A 15,672-nucleotide genomic window follows, 5' to 3' on the forward strand; every position below is an offset into this window, starting at 1 on the left:
GCGGGACACGCCGGGCGGTGGTGGCGTGCCCCCGGGCCGGCCGTCGGGGAGGGTGAGAGGCGCAGACGCACCGGACCCCGACCCCCCTGGGAGCCCCGCATGCCCATCGCCAGCGTCAACCCCGCGACCGGCGAGATCCTGGAGACCTTCGAACCGCTCGACGCGGCCGGCATCGAGCAGCGGCTGGCCCGCGCCGAGGCCGCGTTCCACGGCTACCGCACCACCCCCTTCGCCGCCCGCGCCGACCTGCTGCGCCGGGCCGCCGACCTGCTGGACCAGGACCGGGAGGCGATCGCCCGCACGATGACCGAGGAGATGGGCAAGCCGCTCGCCGCCTCCCGGGCCGAGGCCGCCAAGTGCGCCACGGCGATGCGCTGGTACGCCGACCGCGCCGAGGAACTGCTCGCCGACGAGCACCCGGCCCCGGGCGACGTCGCCGACTCCGGCGCCGCCCGCGCCTACGTCCGCTACCGCCCGCTCGGCGCGGTGCTGGCCGTGATGCCGTGGAACTTCCCGTTCTGGCAGGTGGTCCGGTTCGCCGCGCCGGCCCTGATGGCGGGCAACGTCGGCCTGCTCAAGCACGCCTCCAACGTGCCCCGGACGGCGCTGGCGTTGGAGGGGCTGTTCCGGCGGGCCGGCTTCCCGGAGGGCTGCTTCCAGACCCTGCTGATCGGCTCGGGGGCGGTCGAGGGCGTGATCCGGGACCGCCGGGTGGCCGCGGTGACGCTCACCGGCAGCGAGCCCGCCGGGCGGGCGGTCGCCGCCACCGCCGCCGACGAGGTGAAGAAGGCCGTCCTGGAACTGGGCGGCAGCGACCCCTTCGTGGTGCTGCCCAGCGCCGACCTGGACGCGGCGGTGCGCACCGCCGTCCGGGCCCGGGCGCAGAACAACGGGCAGTCCTGCATCGCCGCCAAGCGCTTCATCGTGCACACCGACGTGTACGACCGCTTCACCGTCGGCTTCACCGAGGCGATGCGGGCGCTGCGCGTCGGCGACCCGATGGACGAGGCGACCGACGTCGGCCCGCTGGCCAGCCGCCAGGGCCGGGACGACCTGGAGGAGCTGGTCGAGGACGCCCGCACCCACGGCGCCCGGGTCGAGTGCGGCGGCGGGCGCCCGGAGGGCTGGGACACCGGCTACTTCTACGAGCCGACGGTGCTGACCGGCATCACCCCGGCCATGCGGATCCACCAGGAGGAGACCTTCGGTCCGGTCGCCACGGTCTACCGGGTCGCCGACCTGGACGAGGCGGTGGCGCTCGCCAACAACACGCCGTTCGGGCTCAGTTCCAACGTCTGGACCCGGGACGAGGCCGAGCAGGAGCGCTTCGTCCGCGACATCCAGGCCGGCGGGGTGTTCTTCAACGGGATGACCGCCTCGCACCCGGCGCTGCCGTTCGGCGGCGTCAAGCGCTCCGGGTTCGGCCGGGAGCTGTCCGGGCACGGGATCCGGGAGTTCTGCAACATCACCACGGTGTGGATCGGCTGAGCACCGCCGGGCGCGAGCCGGACAGGAGCCGGACGCGGACGCGGCCGGGTCAGGACGCCACGCGGTGCCTGCCCCGGCCGGGCGTCATCCAGCGGGCGATCACGCCGACCAGGGCGAGGACGGTCGCCCCCCAGACGATGGCCATCAGCACCAGCATCGGCAGCCAGCTCACCTGGGCGCCGACCATGGCCAGGCCGAGCGAGAGCGCGACCATGAACACCACGGCGGTCGGGTTGAGGCCGAGCAGCCAGTGCCAGGCCCGCTGCACCGGGCTCCGGTGCGGCGGCGGGGCCTCGGGGTCGGGGTCGGTGTCGAGTTCCTTGTACGTCAGCAGGTCCATCGGGATCGCCTCCGGTTCTCGGGGGGCTGCCGGATCCGCGGGGCTCAGGAGGCCTTGCGCGGAGCCGTGGACTTTCCGGTCGCGGCCTTTCCGGTCGCGGTCTTTCCCGCCGCGGCCTTCGCGGTCGTGGTCTTCGCGGTCGAGGTCTTCTTCGCCGGGGCCGTGCTCTTCGCCGGAGCGGCCTTCCCGACGGCGGGCTTCTTCGCCGGGGCGCGCTTGCGGGGCGCGGGCTGCGCCTCCGCCGGTTCGTCCCCGTCGGGCCCGGCGGTGTGCCCCCGCCCGCCCTTGGCCCGCTTGAGGCTGCTGCGCAGCGCCTCCATCAGGTCGATCACGTTGTCGGGCGCCTCGCCCGGCTCCTCCTCGTGCGGGAGCTCGACGCCCTCCAACCGGGCCGTGATCACCTGCTGGAGCGCCTGCTGGTAGTCGTCGTGCAACTGGGCGAGGTCGAAGTCCTCAGAGAGGGTGTCCATCAGCGAGCGCGCCATCTTGAGCTCCTGCGGCCGGACGGTGACGTCCTCCTCGGGCGCGATGCCGGCCGCGGGGCGGACCTCGTCGGGCCAGATGCAGGTCTGCAGCACCAGTGTGCCGTCGTGCACCCGCAGCACCGCCGGGGATTCCCGGGTGCGCAGCGCGATCTTGGTGACGGCGATCTGCCCGGACGCGGTGAGCGCGTCGCGCAGCAGGGCGTACGGCTTGGCGGCGGCCTGGTCGGCGACGCCCACGTAGTAGGCCTTGGAGAACATCAGCGGGTCGATCCCGTCGGCGTCCACGAACGCCAGCACGTCGATGATCTTCTTGCTGGGCAGCGGCAGGTCGGCGAGGTCCTCGTCGGTGAGCGTGACGGTCCGGCCGTCGGGGGACTCGTAGCCCTTGGCGATCTCCGCGTACGGGACTTCCTTCTCCTCCCGCTCGCAGTACCGCTTCATCCGCACCCGTCCGCCGTCCTTGGCGTGCACCTGGTGCAGCGGGACGTCGTGCTCCTGGGTGGCCGAGTAGAGGTGGACGGGGATGCTGACCAGCCCGAAGCTGATCGTCCCCTTCCAGGTGGTCTGCATGGGGGTCGCTCCTTCCCGGAGTTTCCCGTTGCCGGAGTTTCCCGTTGCCGGCGTTGCCGCCCGGCCCGGCGTCCTCGCGCCGAGGACGCGCCCGGGACGTGCCCAGGACGTGCCGAGACTCCCACTGTGCCCGGGTTTGCCCCGATCGGCCACACCGGGCCGACAATGAGCCGAGGAGGTCGATGCCGATGACCGTCCGGAGCCGTGGGCAGGGCGCACCGCCGCCGCCACCACCGGAGCGGACCGTGTACCGGGTGGTGTACGCGGTGCGGGGCGAGGCCGGCGTCCGGCGCGCGGAGGTCGAGGTGGTGCCCGGATACTCGCAGGAGGACGACATCCCCCGGATCCTGGCGGCGCGACTGACCGGCCGACCCGCGGACGCGGCGCGGATCACCGTGCTGGAACTGCGCGGGCCGTGAGCCGCGGCGGGGCTCGAACCGGGCCCTCAAGGGCCTTCAACTCATTGGCGGTGCGTCAGATTTGAGCTTTTCGCACCACTATTCCACCCACTCTGACCTGGCTTTTTGTGTCCGGTTACCGAACATTTACGGATGCTCTGTTCCGATACCCGGCCGTAGAAGTTAGGTTGCACCGCAATGCGCGGGTCCGTCCCCCACCCTCCGGCGCAACGAGCCGAGGGTCGCGCCGCGCGCGGGAAAGGCACAGGGCTCATCTGATGAGTGCGGACACCACCAGGCCTGCGGCAGCCGCCCAGGTCCCCCAGCAGGCCGGGCCGCCCGGGCACGGCGGCGAGGGCCATCTGAAGGCGGGGCTCAAGAACCGCCACCTGTCGATGATCGCCATCGGCGGGGTGATCGGCGCCGGCCTGTTCGTCGGCTCCGGCGCGGGCATCGCCTCCACCGGGCCGGGCATCCTGCTCTCCTACACGCTGGCCGGTGTGCTGGTCGTGCTGGTGATGCGGATGCTCGGCGAGATGGCGGCGGCCGACCCGCAGAGCGGTTCGTTCTCGGCGTACGCGGACCGCGCGCTCGGCCGCTGGGCCGGGTTCACCATCGGCTGGCTGTACTGGTTCTTCTGGGTCGTGGTGCTCGCGGTGGAGGCGACCGCCGGCGCGAAGATCCTCAACGCCTGGATGCCCGGCGTGCCGCAGTGGGCGTTCGCACTGCTCGTGATGGCGGTGCTGACCGCCACCAACCTGTTCTCGGTCGCTTCCTACGGCGAGTTCGAGTTCTGGTTCGCCGGGATCAAGGTGGTGGCGATCGCCGCGTTCCTGGTGATCGCCACGCTCGCCGTCTTCGGTGTGCTGCCCGGCACCCACGCGGTCGGCACCAGCAATCTGACCGGCCACGGCGGTTTCCTGCCGCACGGCGTGGGGGCGGTGTTCACCGGCATGCTCACGGTGGTCTTCGCCTTCATGGGCAGCGAGATCGTCACCCTGGCCGCGGGCGAGTCGGAGGACCCGGAGCGCGCGGTCAGCAAGGCCACCAACAGCGTGATCTGGCGCATCGGGATCTTCTACCTGGGCTCGATCCTGCTCGTGGTCACCCTGCTGCCGTGGGACTCGGACGCCGTCAAGGGCAGCCCGTACGTGGCGGTGCTGGAGCACGTGGGCATCCCGGGCGCCGGCCAGGTGATGAACGTGATCGTACTGACGGCCGTGCTGTCCTGCCTCAACTCCGGGATGTACACGGCCTCCCGGATGGCCTTCTCGCTCGGCCAGCGCGGGGACGCGCCCAAGGCCTTCGCGAGCGTGACCAAGCGGGGCGTGCCGCGGGTGGCGATCCTGTCCTCGGTGGTCTTCGGCTTCGTCGCGGTGTTCTTCAACTACACCTCGCCGGACACGGTGTTCGCGTTCCTGCTCAACTCCTCCGGCGCGGTTGCGCTGTTCGTCTGGCTGGTGATCTGCTTCTCCCAGCTGCGGATGCGCCGGATCATCGAGCGGGAGACTCCCGAGCGGCTGACCGTCCGCATGTGGCTGTACCCCTATCTGACCTGGACGGCCATCGGCATGATCGGGTTCGTGGTGGCGTACATGTTCACCGACGCCGACGGGCGCAAGCAGATGTACCTGTCGCTGGTCGCCGCGGCGATCGTGCTCGCGGCCTCGGCCGTGGTGGGCCGACGGCGGCGGGCCGCGGTGGCGGCGGAGTCCTGACCCGTCCGCGCCGCGCGACGGTGCCGGGCCCGGGAGCCGTTGCGGAGGCTCCCGGGCCCGGTGCCGTTCGAGGGATGCGAACCACAGTTTGACAATGGCACGTCAAAGGGGATACCTGGGCATGGCGCTCCCCCACGAGCGCTCCCCCACCCCCCGGGAGACCCCTTGCCACCCCTCCCCGCCCCCGCGTCCGCGCGCCTGCGCTTCGGCCACCGGCTGCGCCACTGGCGCGAGGCCCGCGGACTCAGCCAGGCCGAACTCGGCCGCCTGCTCGGCTACCACAACTCACTGATCAGCCGAGTGGAGAACGCCCGCCGCTGGCCACCCCCGGGACTCCCCGCCCGGGCCGACGAACTCCTGCTCACCGGAGGCGAGTTGGCCGCCCTCTGGCAGCCCGTCCGGCAGGAGCGGGAGCACCTCGGCGAACTCGCCGCCCCCACCCCGCCACCCCTCGGCGGAAGCGGCACGGGGCCCCCGGCGAGCCGCCCGGACGCCGCCACCTTCGCCGTGCTCGGCCACCTGCTCGACGTCTACCGCGCGGCCGCCACCCACACCGGCGGCGAACAGCTCGCCACCGTCCTCGAACACCACGCCCGCACCCTGGCCGCCTGGCAGCACGCCGCCCCGCGCGAAACCGCCCCCGCCGTCCGCTCGCTCGCCGCCCGCTACGCCGAACTCGCGGGCTGGGCCCACTTCGAGGGGGACCGCCGCACCCGCGCGCTCGGCTGGTACGCGGCCGGGCTGGAGTGGGCCCGCGCCGCCGACGACCAGCCGACCGCGGCCGCCCTGCTCGCCCGGCAGAGCACCCTGCACTGGTGGAGCGGCGACCCGGCCACCGCCCTCGCCCTGGCCGAGGCCGCCCACGCCACCGCCCGCACCCTGCCCGGCCTGCGCGCCTGGGCCGCCCTCGCCCAGGCGCACGCCCACGCGCTGGCCGGCGCGGCGCCCGAGACGTGGCGGGCGCTGGCGGACGCCGAACGGCTGACCGAGGCCGCCCTGCGGGCCGGCGAGCCGGCGCCCGGGGCCGCCCGGGCCGCCCTGGTGCTGGGCGTCGCCCACGGCACCTGCCACCGGGACCTCGCCGTCCGCACCGGCCACACCGCCCACGCGCACGCGGCGGTGGCCCACCTGGGCGCCGCCCTGGGGCGCCTGGACCAGGCCGCCCACCCGCACGACCACGCGCTGGTCGCCGGCCGCCTCGCCGGGGCGTACGCCCGGGCCGGGCGCCACGAGGCCGCGGCCGCCGTCCTCTCCCGGCTGCCGCCGGACGCCACCGGCCGGATCGCCTACGAGCGGCGCCGGGCCCGGGCCTGGCTGGGCGGCTCGACGGCGCACCGGCCCCCGGCGGACGGCTGACCGCTGACCGCCGACCGCCGACCGCCGACCGCCGACCGCCGACCACGGACGGCTGACGCGCCGGAGCGCCCGGTGGGGATCCCCCCTCGGGCGCTCCGGTTCTCCGGTTCTCCGGTTCTCCGGTTCTCCGGTTCTCCGGTTCTCCGGTTCTCCGGTTCTCCGGTTCTCCGGTTCTCCGGCTCTTCAGCTCTTCGGCTCTTCGGCTCTCCGGCCGTCGGCGTCAGAGCCCGGCCGCCGCCGCGGCGATGTCGGCCGCGTAGGTGCTGACCTTGGTGTAGACGCCCGGGTAGCCGGGACGGGCGCAGCCGTTGCCCCAGCTGACGATGCCGACCTGGACCCAGCGGCCGGCCGCGTCCCGGTGGACCATCGGCCCGCCGGAGTCGCCCTGGCAGGTGTCCACGCCGCCCTGGTCGACGTAGCCCGCGCAGAGCGAGGCCGCGCTGTTCAGGCCCGGGTAGGCGTTGGCGCAGGAGGCGTCGTCGACGAACGGCACGGTGGCCTTGAGCAGGTAGCGCTGCTGCGCGCCGCCCTCGGTCGCGGCGCCCCAGCCCATGATGGTGAAGGTGCCGCTGTCGTAGGCGGTGGAGTCGGTGGTCGGCAGCGTGCTCACCTGGCTGCCGCCGACCGGCGAGGCCAGCTTGATCAGCGCCCAGTCGTCGCCGCTCTCCGCCCCGGAGAAGCCGGGCGCCTGGTAGACGTACGTCGAGCGGACCTTGACCGCGCTGCCGCTGCGCAGGTCGACCGCGCCGGCGGTCGCGGTGATGCTGGTGTCGGCGCCGGTGCCATTGACGCAGTGGGCGGCGGTGAGCACGATCTGCGGGGTGTAGAGCGCGCCGCCGCAGCCCATCGAGAGCCGCACCACGAACGGGAACTCGCCCTGCGCCGCCCGCGTGCCGCCGACCACGCCCGGCGACGACGTCGAGGGGGCGGGCGAGGCGGCGGCGGGCAGCACGAGCGCGCCGGCGCCGAGCACCAGGCTGGCCAACAGCACGATGAATCTTCCGAATTGACGCTTCATCAGGCTCCTCCATCGACAGGTCGGGGAGCACCGAGGGTGGCCCCGCAGGCGTCGCGACAGGAGGGGCCCGGCCCTGCCGGTCGAAACTGGCAGGAACACGGCAATGCGGGGTTCCGGACGGGGAACCCCTAGGGTGATCGCCCATGCGAGATCTTGTGGCGGGGATGAAGTACCTGGTCGGGGGCCAGAAGTGGGTCGGCCGGCACGGCCGCTGGTGGGGCTTCGGCATGCTGCCCGCACTGCTCACCCTGGCCGGGTACGCCGTCGCGCTCGTCTTCCTCGGCGGCTGGTCGAAGGACCTCGCCGGCTGGGCCACCCCCTTCGCCGACCACTGGAGCTCGCCCTGGCAGGGCCTGCTGCGCGACGCGCTCGCCGCGGTCGCCTTCGGCGGCGGCCTGCTGCTCTCGCTGCTCACCTTCACCGCCGTCACCCTGCTGGTCGGGCAGCCCTTCTACGAGGCGCTGTCCGCGAAGGTCGACGAGACCGAGGGCGGTGCGCCTGCCCCGCCGGAGTCGCCGCTGTGGCGCGAACTGGTGATCGCGGTACGGGACAGCGCCTCCGTCCTGGTGCGGGTGGCCGCGTTCGGCGTGGTGCTGTTCGCCTGCGGCTTCGTCCCGGTGATCGGGCAGACGGTGGTGCCGGCGCTGGGCTTCCTGGTGTCCGGGTTCTTCCTGACCGTCGAGCTCGTCGCCGTCGCCCTCCAGCGGCGCGGGGTGCCGCAGCGCGAGCGGATCCGGCTGCTGCGCTCCCGGCTCGGACTGGCGCTGGGCTTCGGCACGCCGCTGATCCTGGCGTTCCTGGTTCCGCTGGTGACGGTGCTCGCCATGCCGGGGGCCGTCGCGGGCGCCACCCTGCTGGCCCGGGACCTGGCCCGCGACCTCGCCCTCGACCCGGTCCGCGACGCGGCCCACGACGCGGCTCCGGCGGACGAGCAGGAGAAGGAGCAGGAGCCGGAGCCGGAATCGGCGGAGGAACCGACCGCCCCGCCCGCCACCGGAGGCTCGCACCCGATCTCCTGAAGCGGTGACCGGCCGGTCACCCTGCGCCGATCCCGGCCAGCCGGACGTGTGAGGCCGCCCACACGGGGTCCGCCGTCTACGGCCCCCGATAGTGGACGGCTACGGCCGCAGCGCCGACCGGCCCCCCGGCGCGGGCTCCCGCCCCGCGTCGGGCCGCCCGGAACGCCTCGAAGGACGCAGGCCACCGCACCTCGCACCCGCCCATTCCGCTCGCGCCACCGGCCTTCGACCTACAAATGTGCAAGTCGGACAAACTCCCCCAAAATCATCACCGCGTCCCGCCGCGCCCGCCCCGCGACTACTACCCGCCGTAGTGGCAACTGCCTTTGCCACCCGTCCCCGGCCCTGCCAAGAATGGCCCGTCGCCAGGCAGCGCAGCCGGCCCCGTCCGCCGCGCAGCCGACCCGCCCCGCCGCTTCCGCCGGGGCACCACGGCCGTCCCGGACGGCCGCACGGGCCCCGCTCACCCGGGCGCCCGTGCGATGCCCCGCACCCGGTGCCACCGGCACGGCCCCCGACGGAAAAGGATTGTCCGCTTCATGCAGCTCAGCCATGCCCGCCGCAACTCCCTGATCACCGGCATCGCCACCCTCGTCGTCGCGAGCGCCGCCACCGCCGCCCTCGCCCTCCCGCAGGCCGGGAGCACCACCGAGACCGCCGCCCCCGCGGCCGCCGTCACGGTGGAGGACAAGGCGGCCGCCGACCAGGCCCAGGCTGACACCGCTGCCGCTGCCGCCGCCGACCAGGCCGCGCAGGAAGCCCAGGCCCAGGCGCAGGCCCAGGCCGAGGCGGAGTCCGCCGCCCAGGCCCAGGCCGAGGCCGACGCGAAGGCCCAGGCGGACGCCAAGGCCAAGGCCGACGCGGACGCCGCCGCCTCCCGCTCCCAGGCGCGCCAGGACCTCACCAGCGCCCCGGCCCTCACCGGCAGCCCGCAGCAGATCGCCGCGCAGCTCGTCCCGGCCGGCCAGCTCCAGTGCTTCAGCAACATCGTGTCCCGCGAGAGCAGCTGGAACCACCTCGCCGTCAACGCCTCCTCCGGCGCGTACGGCCTGGTGCAGGCGCTGCCCGGCAGCAAGATGGCCTCGGCCGGCTCCGACTGGCGCACCAACCCGGCCACCCAGATCAAGTGGGGCCTGGACTACATGAACACCCGCTACGGCAGCCCCTGCGCCGCCTGGTCGTTCTGGCAGAACCACCACTGGTACTAGACCGAGAGTGCCGAGCCTCGGCACGGCCCGGGCCCGCGACGCACCACGCGTCGCGGGCCCGGGCGCGTTCCGGCTGTCGTGGACGCGTCCGGCAGGCCGCGTGAAGATATGGCGTACGGTCGTACGATTTGGCGGGGATTGCTCGGTATTACGCACCGTCAGGGCTTTGCCACGGTCAGCGCGTCCTCTTACGCTCCGGCGTCATGCCCTCACCCCTCATCAGCGTCGTGCTCCCCGCCTACGACCAGCACAAACAGCTCGCGGACTGCCTGGACTCGCTGCTCGCGCAGTCCTTCCGGGACGTCGAGGTGATCGTGGTCGCCGACCGCTCGCCCGACGCCGCGGGCGAGCTCGCCGACGCGTACGCGGCCCGGCACCCGCGGCTGTCGGTCCTGCACCTCAACGCGGCGGTCGGGGTCGGGGTGAGCCGGAACGCGGGGGCGGCGCGGGCGGCCGGCGAGTACCTGCTGTTCCTGGACGCCGACCACCAGCTGCCCCAGGACGCGCTGCAGACCCTCGCCGACCGGCTCGGGCAGACCGGCCCGGTGGACCTGCTGCTGTTCGGCCACTCCCGCCGGCACAACGACCGGGACTGGCCGGGCGGGGCGGAGGCGCTGCTCGCCGAGGCCGGCCCCGAGGTGTTCGAACCCTTCGACCAGCCCGCGCTGTTCGGCGCGCCGCCGCTGGTCTGGGACCGGCTGATCCGCCGCGGCCACTGGGAGGAGCTGCGGCTGGCCTTCCCCGACGGCCGGTACGAGGAGATCCCGGTGGTGCACGCGGCGCTGCTCGGCGCCCGCCGGGTCGCCGTGCTGGCGCGCGAGTGCGTGCAGCTGCGCCGCCGGGAGACCGTCCACCCCACCGGGTCCCCGGGCAGCGGCGTGTTCGACCTCTTCGACCAGTACGAGCGCAGCTTCGCGCTGCTGGAGGACCAGCCGCACCTGTACGCGGTGCGGGACGCGCTGTTCGTCCGGATGATCCGGCACTACCTGTTCGTCTTCGACCTGGCCGGGTGCGTCACCCGCGCCGAGCGGCCGCAGTTCTTCCACCGGGCCGCCGAGCACCACCGGCGCTTCCAGCCGCCCGGCCACCGGCGCCCGGGCGGCCGCGAGGGGATCAAGTTCTCGCTGCTGGCCGGCGGCGCCTACCCCGCGTTCGAGATGGCCAAGCTCTCCCACATCGCCCGCGGCACGCTCACCGGGCGGCGGTGACCGGACTCCGGACGTGCGCGGCCCCGCCTCCGCAGGCGGCGGGGCCGAGGTCCGGTCCGGCCGACACCCCATCGGCGGTACCCCGGTCGTGGCCGGTACCCCTGCGGGCGCGCGGCTGCCATGATCGGCCGGAGCCGTCGCCGCACCCGCCCGGAGGTCCCTGGTGAGTCGTCCGTCCGCAGCCCCCGGGGCCGAGCTGGCCCGCGAACTGGCCGCCGTGCTGCGCGGGGAGGTCCGCTTCGGCACCGCCGAGCGGACCGTCTACAGCCACGACGCGTCCAACTACCGGCAGCTGCCGCTCGGCGTGGTCAAACCCGCCGACCTCGACGACGTCCGCACCGCCCTCGCGCTCTGCCGCCGGTACGGCGTGCCGGTGGTGCCGCGCGGGGCGGGCACCAGCATCGGCGGGCAGGCGATCGGCCCGGGCGCGGTGGTGCTGGACTTCCGCCGCCACCTCGGCGCGGTCCTGGACATCGACCCGCAGGCCCGCACCGCCCGGGTCCAGCCGGGCACCGTGCTGGACGACCTCCAGCGCGCCGCCCGGCCGTACGGGCTGCGCTTCGGCCCCGACCCGTCCACGCACAGCCGCTGCACCCTCGGCGGCATGATCGGCAACGACTCCTGCGGCTCGCACTCGCTCGCCTGGGGGCGCACCTCGGACAACGTCGAGCGGCTGGAGCTGCTGCTCGCGGACGGCACCGAGCTGACCGTGGGCGGCCGGCTCACCGCGCAGGAGCGCGCCGCGCTCCGCGCCCTGCCCGGGCGGCCCGGTGAACTCCACCGGCAGCTCCAGGAGTTCACCGACCGCAACCTCGCCACCATCCGCCAGGGCCTGCCCGCGCTGCCCCGCCGCACCTCCGGCTACCCGCTGGACGCCCTGCTGCCCGAGCACGGCCACGACCTGGCCCGCGCGCTCACCGGCACCGAGGGCAGCTGCGCGCTGCTGCTCGGCGCGACCGTCCGGCTGGTCGAGGAACCGCCCGCGCGCGCCCTGGTGGTGGCCGGCTACCCCGACGAGGGCGCCGCCGCCGACGCCGTCCCCGCGCTGCTGCCGCTCGGGCCGCTCACCGCCGAGGGCATGTCCGCCGACCTGATCGCCGCACTGCTCGCCGCCGGCCCCCGCCCGCCCGCGCTGGACCGGCTGCCCGCGGGCGAGTGCTGGCTCTTCCTGGAGACCGGCGGCGCGACCCCGGTCGAGGCCTACCAGGCCGCCCGCCGGCTCGCCGACGCGGTGCGCCGCGAGCGCTCCGCCTCCGTCGCCCTCGTCACCGACCCGGCCGAGCAGCGCCAGCTCTGGGCCGTCCGGGAGGCCGGCGCCGGCATCGTCACCCGGCTGCCCGGCGGCGGCGAGGCCTGGCCCGGCTGGGAGGACTCCGCCGTCCCGCCCGAGCGCCTCGGCGACTACCTGCGGGACCTGCGCGCCCTGCTGCGCCGGCACAGCCTGCACGGCGTGCCGTACGGGCACTTCGGCGACGGCTGCGTGCACCTGCGGATCGACTTCCCGCTGGACGAGCCCGCCGGGGTGCTGGTCTTCCGGGAGTTCCTGGAGCAGGCCGCCGACCTGGTGGTCTCCTACGGCGGTTCGCTCTCCGGCGAGCACGGCGACGGGCAGGCCCGCGGCGAACTGCTGCCCCGGATGTACCCGCCCGACGTGATCGCCCTGTTCGGCGAGTTCAAACGGATCTGGGATCCCGAGCACCTGCTCAACCCGGGGGCCCTGGTCGACCCGCGCCCGCTCGACGCCGACCTGCGCTTCGTCACCGCCCCGCGCCGCCCGCTCCCGCTCGCCCTCCCGTACGAGCAGGACGGCGGCAGCCTGGCCAAGGCCGTGCACCGCTGCGTCGGCGTCGCCAAGTGCGTGGACCCGAACACCGGGGTGATGTGCCCCAGCTACATGGCCACCGGCGAGGAGCGGCACTCCACCCGGGGCCGGGCCCGGCTGCTGGCCGAGATGCTGCGCGGCATGGCCGCACCTCCCGGCAGCCAGGGCGGCGCGGCGATCGCCGACGGCTGGCGCTCGACGGAGGTCCGGGAGGCCCTGGACCTCTGCCTGAGCTGCAAGGGCTGCGCGAGCGACTGCCCGGTCCATGTCGACATGGCGACCTACAAGGCCGAGTTCCTGCACCAGCACTACCGGCACCGCCCGCGCCCGCTCGCCCACTACTCGATGGGCTGGCTCCCGCTCTGGCTGCGGGCCGCCGCCCTCGCCCCCGGCGCCGCCAACACCCTCGCCCGCTCCCCGGCCGCCGGGCTGCTCAAGCGGCTCGGCGGGATCGACCGGCGCCGGGTGCTGCCCGTCCTCCCGCCGGAGACCTTCACCCGCTGGTACCACCGCCACCGCGCCGCGCACCCGGCCCCGGCGGGCGCACGGCCGGTGCTGCTGTGGCCGGACACCTTCTCCGACCACCTCCAGCCGAACGTGCTGCGCTCCGCCGTCGAGGTGCTGGAGCACCTGGGCTTCGACGTACGGCTGCCCGCCGGCCCGGTCTGCTGCGGCCTGACGTGGTACTCCACCGGCCAACTCGGCACCGCCCGCCGGGTGTTGCGGCGCAGCCTGCGGACGCTGGCCGACGCCGGGCTGCCCGCCGACACCCCGGTGGTCGGGATGGACCCGAGCTGCACCGCCGCCCTGCGCGAGGACCTTCCCCGGCTGCTCGGCCCGGACGGCCGCCCGCTCGCCGAACGCACCCGCACCTTCGCCGAGTTCCTCGACCAGTACGCACCCGACGCCCCGCTCCCCCAGGTCCCGCTGGACGCCGTCACCCAGACCCACTGCCACCAGCACGCCGTCCTCGGCAGTGCCGCCGACCGCCGGGTCGAGGACCGACTCGGCCTGCACAACCGGGTGCTGGACTCCGGCTGCTGCGGCCTGGCCGGCAACTTCGGCTTCGAGCGGGGCCACTTCGAGGTGTCCGAGGCGATCGCCGAGCGCGTCCTGCTCCCCGAGGTCCGGGCCGCCGCCCCCGACACGGTGGTCCTGGCCGACGGCTTCAGCTGCCGCACCCAGATCGCCCAACTCGCCCAGGGCCGCCAGGCCCTGCACCTGGCGGAACTGATCGCCCGGGCGCTTCGGGAGCGCGCTTAGGGCGCGGCGTGCTCGCCGAGGAAGGCCCCGGCGCGGGCCGCGGCCTCCTCCTTCGTCGGGTAGCCGCGGTCGGCGGCGCCGCGCGCACCGTCGGCGCCGACGCCCGCCCAGCGCCAGCCGCCGGATTCCGCCTCCTGCTCCAACTCGGCGGTGCCACCGAACAGTTCGAGCCCGCCCTGCGGCGCCGACGGGCGGGCCTCCGGCCACTTCTTCCGGGCGCCCTGCCGGGTGATGCCCCAGGCCGCGCCCAGTTGCTCGTAGCTCGCGCCGTAGGAGCCCGCGGTCGCGGCAGCGATCGCGGTCAGCCGCTTGACCTCCGTGTCCAGCACCTTCCAGGTGGCGAGGACGGAGAGCGCGACCTCGGCCGGGTCCGCGTTCCACATCCGGTCCTCGGGCAGCCCGGTCGCACGCGAACGCACGGCCCCGGCAAGGGGGTTCAGGGCGTCACCGAGCGCCCTGGCCAGTTCGGACCGTTCCTCGGGGGTGATCTCGATCGCTGTCATGCGACAACCATAGTTAACGAATCGTCACGCGACAACCAAAGTTACCGCCTGATCCGATCCGTACCGAGGGGCAGGCTCAAGTCCCGTCGCTCGGGCGCGAAGGGAAGGCCCGCGAGGAGCACCCGACAGCCGACCGCCAGGGCCTCGCCGAGGAAGCCCGCGCCGATCGACAGCTGGACCGGCCGGGCGTCCGGAGCGAGACCGAAGCGGCCGGCGAGGAAACCGAAGCCCGCCATCACCACGAGGGAGCCTGCGGCGACCAGGAAAGTCCGGCCGGTGTACCGCTGCCACGCCACGCCGTCACGCTCGAACAGCGTGACGGTGATGCCGCGCAGCACCCCGAGCCCGACGCCGAGCGCGGCACCGGCGGCCACCCAGACGTAGTCACCCCCACCCAGGCCCGGGTGCCGCACCAGCGACCAGATCCCGATCGTGGTGAGCACCACCGGCGGCGCGAACAGGTCCCGGGCGTTGAGCGGTTCGCCACGCAGCCGCCGGATCACCACCACCGCGACCACGACGGCGATCAGCCCCGCTTGCAGCCAGACGTTCATCGGCGCACCCCTCCCCGGGAGTTTTATAGCTCGACCATGCTAAATCAGCAATTTAGCTCGACCGTGCTATAACGGCAACATGCCCAAGATCGTGGACCCCGTGGAACGCCGCCAGGCCGTCGCGGACGCCGTGCTCCGCGTCGCCGCCCGAGAGGGACTGGAACGCGCCTCGTTGCGCAACGTCGCGGACGAGGCCGGGCTCGCCATCGGCTCGGTACGGCACTACTTCGCCGGCAGCTCCGAACTGATGATCTTCGCGATGCAGGAGCTGGCCCGCCGCATCGACAGCCGGATCCGCGCCCACGCCCGCACCCTGCTCGACCCGGAGGGCGGCACCGACCGCCGCGCACAGGTCGAGGACCTCCTCGCCGAGACCCTCCCCCTGGACGCCGGGCGCCGGGAGGAGTCCGCGCTCTGGCTGTCCTTCGTCACCGCCGCCCGCACCCGCCCCGAACTCCGCTCCCGCGCCGCCGAGGTGCAGGCCGGACTGGACGAGCTGATCCAGCGCGTCCTGACGGAGGCCGAGCGCTCCGGCGCCCTGGCGCCCGGCCTCGACCTCGCCGTCGAGACCCGCCGCCTCTCCGCCCTGCTCGACGGCCTCACCCTCCAGGCCGTCCAGCACCCGGACCTGGTCGGCCCGGGCGAACTGCGCGCCGTACTGCGCCGCCACCTCGACACCTTGGCCGGACGATGCCCCGACTGATCGCAACGGGCCGATCCGC

The 15,672-nt window shown here is 74.5% G+C and carries 14 protein-coding genes; 9 read left to right on the forward strand and 5 right to left on the reverse strand.

Features of this window, described 5'->3' with window-relative positions; genetic code table 11:
- Window positions 1-99: 99 nt before the first annotated feature.
- Complete coding sequence (locus ACFVTF_RS11220; RefSeq protein WP_387812106.1) at window positions 100-1,488, forward strand: NADP-dependent succinic semialdehyde dehydrogenase; 1,389 nt, start codon at window positions 100-102, stop codon at window positions 1,486-1,488.
- Between the two features lie 49 nt (window positions 1,489-1,537).
- Here ACFVTF_RS11220 and ACFVTF_RS11225 read toward each other — a convergent pair whose 3' ends face one another.
- Both ACFVTF_RS11225 and ACFVTF_RS11230 read right to left on the reverse strand, forming a co-directional pair.
- A complete protein-coding gene (locus tag ACFVTF_RS11225) occupies window positions 1,538-1,828 on the reverse strand; it encodes a hypothetical protein (protein WP_387812109.1) in 291 nt (96 codons plus the stop codon).
- A gap of 44 nt (window positions 1,829-1,872) precedes the next feature.
- The gene (locus ACFVTF_RS11230) at window positions 1,873-2,883 is read right to left on the reverse strand and encodes a Ku protein (protein ID WP_387812111.1); all 1,011 of its coding nucleotides are present in this window, start codon (window positions 2,881-2,883) and stop codon (window positions 1,873-1,875) included.
- A gap of 188 nt (window positions 2,884-3,071) precedes the next feature.
- Here ACFVTF_RS11230 and ACFVTF_RS11235 point away from each other — a divergent pair, with 188 nt between their 5' ends.
- The 3 genes from ACFVTF_RS11235 (at window position 3,072) to ACFVTF_RS11245 (ending at window position 6,355) form a co-directional block, all read left to right on the forward strand.
- Complete coding sequence (locus ACFVTF_RS11235) at window positions 3,072-3,302, forward strand: hypothetical protein (RefSeq protein WP_387812114.1); 231 nt, start codon at window positions 3,072-3,074, stop codon at window positions 3,300-3,302.
- Between the two features lie 257 nt (window positions 3,303-3,559).
- Window positions 3,560-4,999 carry an amino acid permease gene (locus ACFVTF_RS11240; RefSeq protein ID WP_387812117.1) on the forward strand — a complete coding sequence of 480 codons (1,440 nt, stop codon included), beginning with the start codon at window positions 3,560-3,562 and terminating at the stop codon, window positions 4,997-4,999.
- A gap of 165 nt (window positions 5,000-5,164) precedes the next feature.
- Window positions 5,165-6,355, forward strand: a complete 1,191-nt coding sequence (locus tag ACFVTF_RS11245) for a helix-turn-helix domain-containing protein (protein WP_387812120.1) — start codon at window positions 5,165-5,167, stop codon at window positions 6,353-6,355.
- Between the two features lie 220 nt (window positions 6,356-6,575).
- On the opposite strand, the gene ACFVTF_RS11250 is transcribed toward ACFVTF_RS11245, so the two are convergent.
- Window positions 6,576-7,373, reverse strand: a complete 798-nt coding sequence (locus ACFVTF_RS11250) for a S1 family peptidase (RefSeq protein WP_387812123.1) — start codon at window positions 7,371-7,373, stop codon at window positions 6,576-6,578.
- Between the two features lie 143 nt (window positions 7,374-7,516).
- Between ACFVTF_RS11250 and ACFVTF_RS11255 the strand changes: the two genes are divergently transcribed.
- The 4 genes from ACFVTF_RS11255 to ACFVTF_RS11270 all read left to right on the forward strand — a co-directional run bounded on the left by ACFVTF_RS11255 (window position 7,517) and on the right by ACFVTF_RS11270 (window position 13,893).
- Window positions 7,517-8,392, forward strand: coding sequence for an EI24 domain-containing protein (locus tag ACFVTF_RS11255; protein WP_387812126.1), 876 nt, complete (start codon window positions 7,517-7,519; stop codon window positions 8,390-8,392).
- A gap of 539 nt (window positions 8,393-8,931) precedes the next feature.
- The gene (locus tag ACFVTF_RS11260) at window positions 8,932-9,600 is read left to right on the forward strand and encodes a lytic transglycosylase domain-containing protein (protein ID WP_387812129.1); all 669 of its coding nucleotides are present in this window, start codon (window positions 8,932-8,934) and stop codon (window positions 9,598-9,600) included.
- A gap of 203 nt (window positions 9,601-9,803) precedes the next feature.
- Window positions 9,804-10,808, forward strand: a complete 1,005-nt coding sequence (locus ACFVTF_RS11265; protein WP_387812132.1) for a glycosyltransferase family 2 protein — start codon at window positions 9,804-9,806, stop codon at window positions 10,806-10,808.
- A gap of 163 nt (window positions 10,809-10,971) precedes the next feature.
- Window positions 10,972-13,893, forward strand: a complete 2,922-nt coding sequence (locus tag ACFVTF_RS11270) for an FAD-binding and (Fe-S)-binding domain-containing protein (protein ID WP_387812135.1) — start codon at window positions 10,972-10,974, stop codon at window positions 13,891-13,893.
- Here the strand turns inward: ACFVTF_RS11270 and ACFVTF_RS11275 are convergent.
- Window positions 13,890-14,396 (reverse strand): hypothetical protein, encoded by a 507-nt coding sequence (locus tag ACFVTF_RS11275; protein WP_387812138.1) that lies wholly within the window; start codon window positions 14,394-14,396, stop codon window positions 13,890-13,892. The two genes, ACFVTF_RS11270 and ACFVTF_RS11275, sit on opposite strands and share 4 nt — an antisense overlap.
- A 41-nt stretch (window positions 14,397-14,437) precedes the next feature.
- Entirely contained in the window at window positions 14,438-14,950 is a 513-nt protein-coding gene (locus tag ACFVTF_RS11280) for a DUF1453 domain-containing protein (protein WP_387812141.1), read from the reverse strand.
- A gap of 79 nt (window positions 14,951-15,029) precedes the next feature.
- Here ACFVTF_RS11280 and ACFVTF_RS11285 point away from each other — a divergent pair, with 79 nt between their 5' ends.
- The gene (locus ACFVTF_RS11285; RefSeq protein ID WP_387812144.1) at window positions 15,030-15,653 is read left to right on the forward strand and encodes a TetR/AcrR family transcriptional regulator; all 624 of its coding nucleotides are present in this window, start codon (window positions 15,030-15,032) and stop codon (window positions 15,651-15,653) included.
- The last annotated feature ends 19 nt before the right edge of the window (window positions 15,654-15,672 follow it).

Origin of the sequence: Kitasatospora sp. NPDC057940 (assembly GCF_042887425.1) — a bacterium.
Classification (GTDB): domain Bacteria; phylum Actinomycetota; class Actinomycetes; order Streptomycetales; family Streptomycetaceae; genus Kitasatospora.

What these genes read in the sequence shown, in the direction of transcription:
- ACFVTF_RS11220 (WP_387812106.1), top strand. Translation starts at nt 100, where the DNA reads ATGCCCATCGCCAGCGTCAACCCCGCGACCGGCGAGATCCTGGAGACC.
- ACFVTF_RS11225 (WP_387812109.1), bottom strand. Translation starts at nt 1,828, where the DNA reads ATGGACCTGCTGACGTACAAGGAACTCGACACCGACCCCGACCCCGAG.
- ACFVTF_RS11230 (WP_387812111.1), bottom strand. Translation starts at nt 2,883, where the DNA reads ATGCAGACCACCTGGAAGGGGACGATCAGCTTCGGGCTGGTCAGCATC.
- ACFVTF_RS11235 (WP_387812114.1), top strand. Translation starts at nt 3,072, where the DNA reads ATGACCGTCCGGAGCCGTGGGCAGGGCGCACCGCCGCCGCCACCACCG.
- ACFVTF_RS11240 (WP_387812117.1), top strand. Translation starts at nt 3,560, where the DNA reads ATGAGTGCGGACACCACCAGGCCTGCGGCAGCCGCCCAGGTCCCCCAG.
- ACFVTF_RS11250 (WP_387812123.1), bottom strand. Translation starts at nt 7,373, where the DNA reads ATGAAGCGTCAATTCGGAAGATTCATCGTGCTGTTGGCCAGCCTGGTG.
- ACFVTF_RS11255 (WP_387812126.1), top strand. Translation starts at nt 7,517, where the DNA reads ATGCGAGATCTTGTGGCGGGGATGAAGTACCTGGTCGGGGGCCAGAAG.
- ACFVTF_RS11260 (WP_387812129.1), top strand. Translation starts at nt 8,932, where the DNA reads ATGCAGCTCAGCCATGCCCGCCGCAACTCCCTGATCACCGGCATCGCC.
- ACFVTF_RS11265 (WP_387812132.1), top strand. Translation starts at nt 9,804, where the DNA reads ATGCCCTCACCCCTCATCAGCGTCGTGCTCCCCGCCTACGACCAGCAC.
- ACFVTF_RS11275 (WP_387812138.1), bottom strand. Translation starts at nt 14,396, where the DNA reads ATGACAGCGATCGAGATCACCCCCGAGGAACGGTCCGAACTGGCCAGG.
- ACFVTF_RS11280 (WP_387812141.1), bottom strand. Translation starts at nt 14,950, where the DNA reads ATGAACGTCTGGCTGCAAGCGGGGCTGATCGCCGTCGTGGTCGCGGTG.
- ACFVTF_RS11285 (WP_387812144.1), top strand. Translation starts at nt 15,030, where the DNA reads ATGCCCAAGATCGTGGACCCCGTGGAACGCCGCCAGGCCGTCGCGGAC.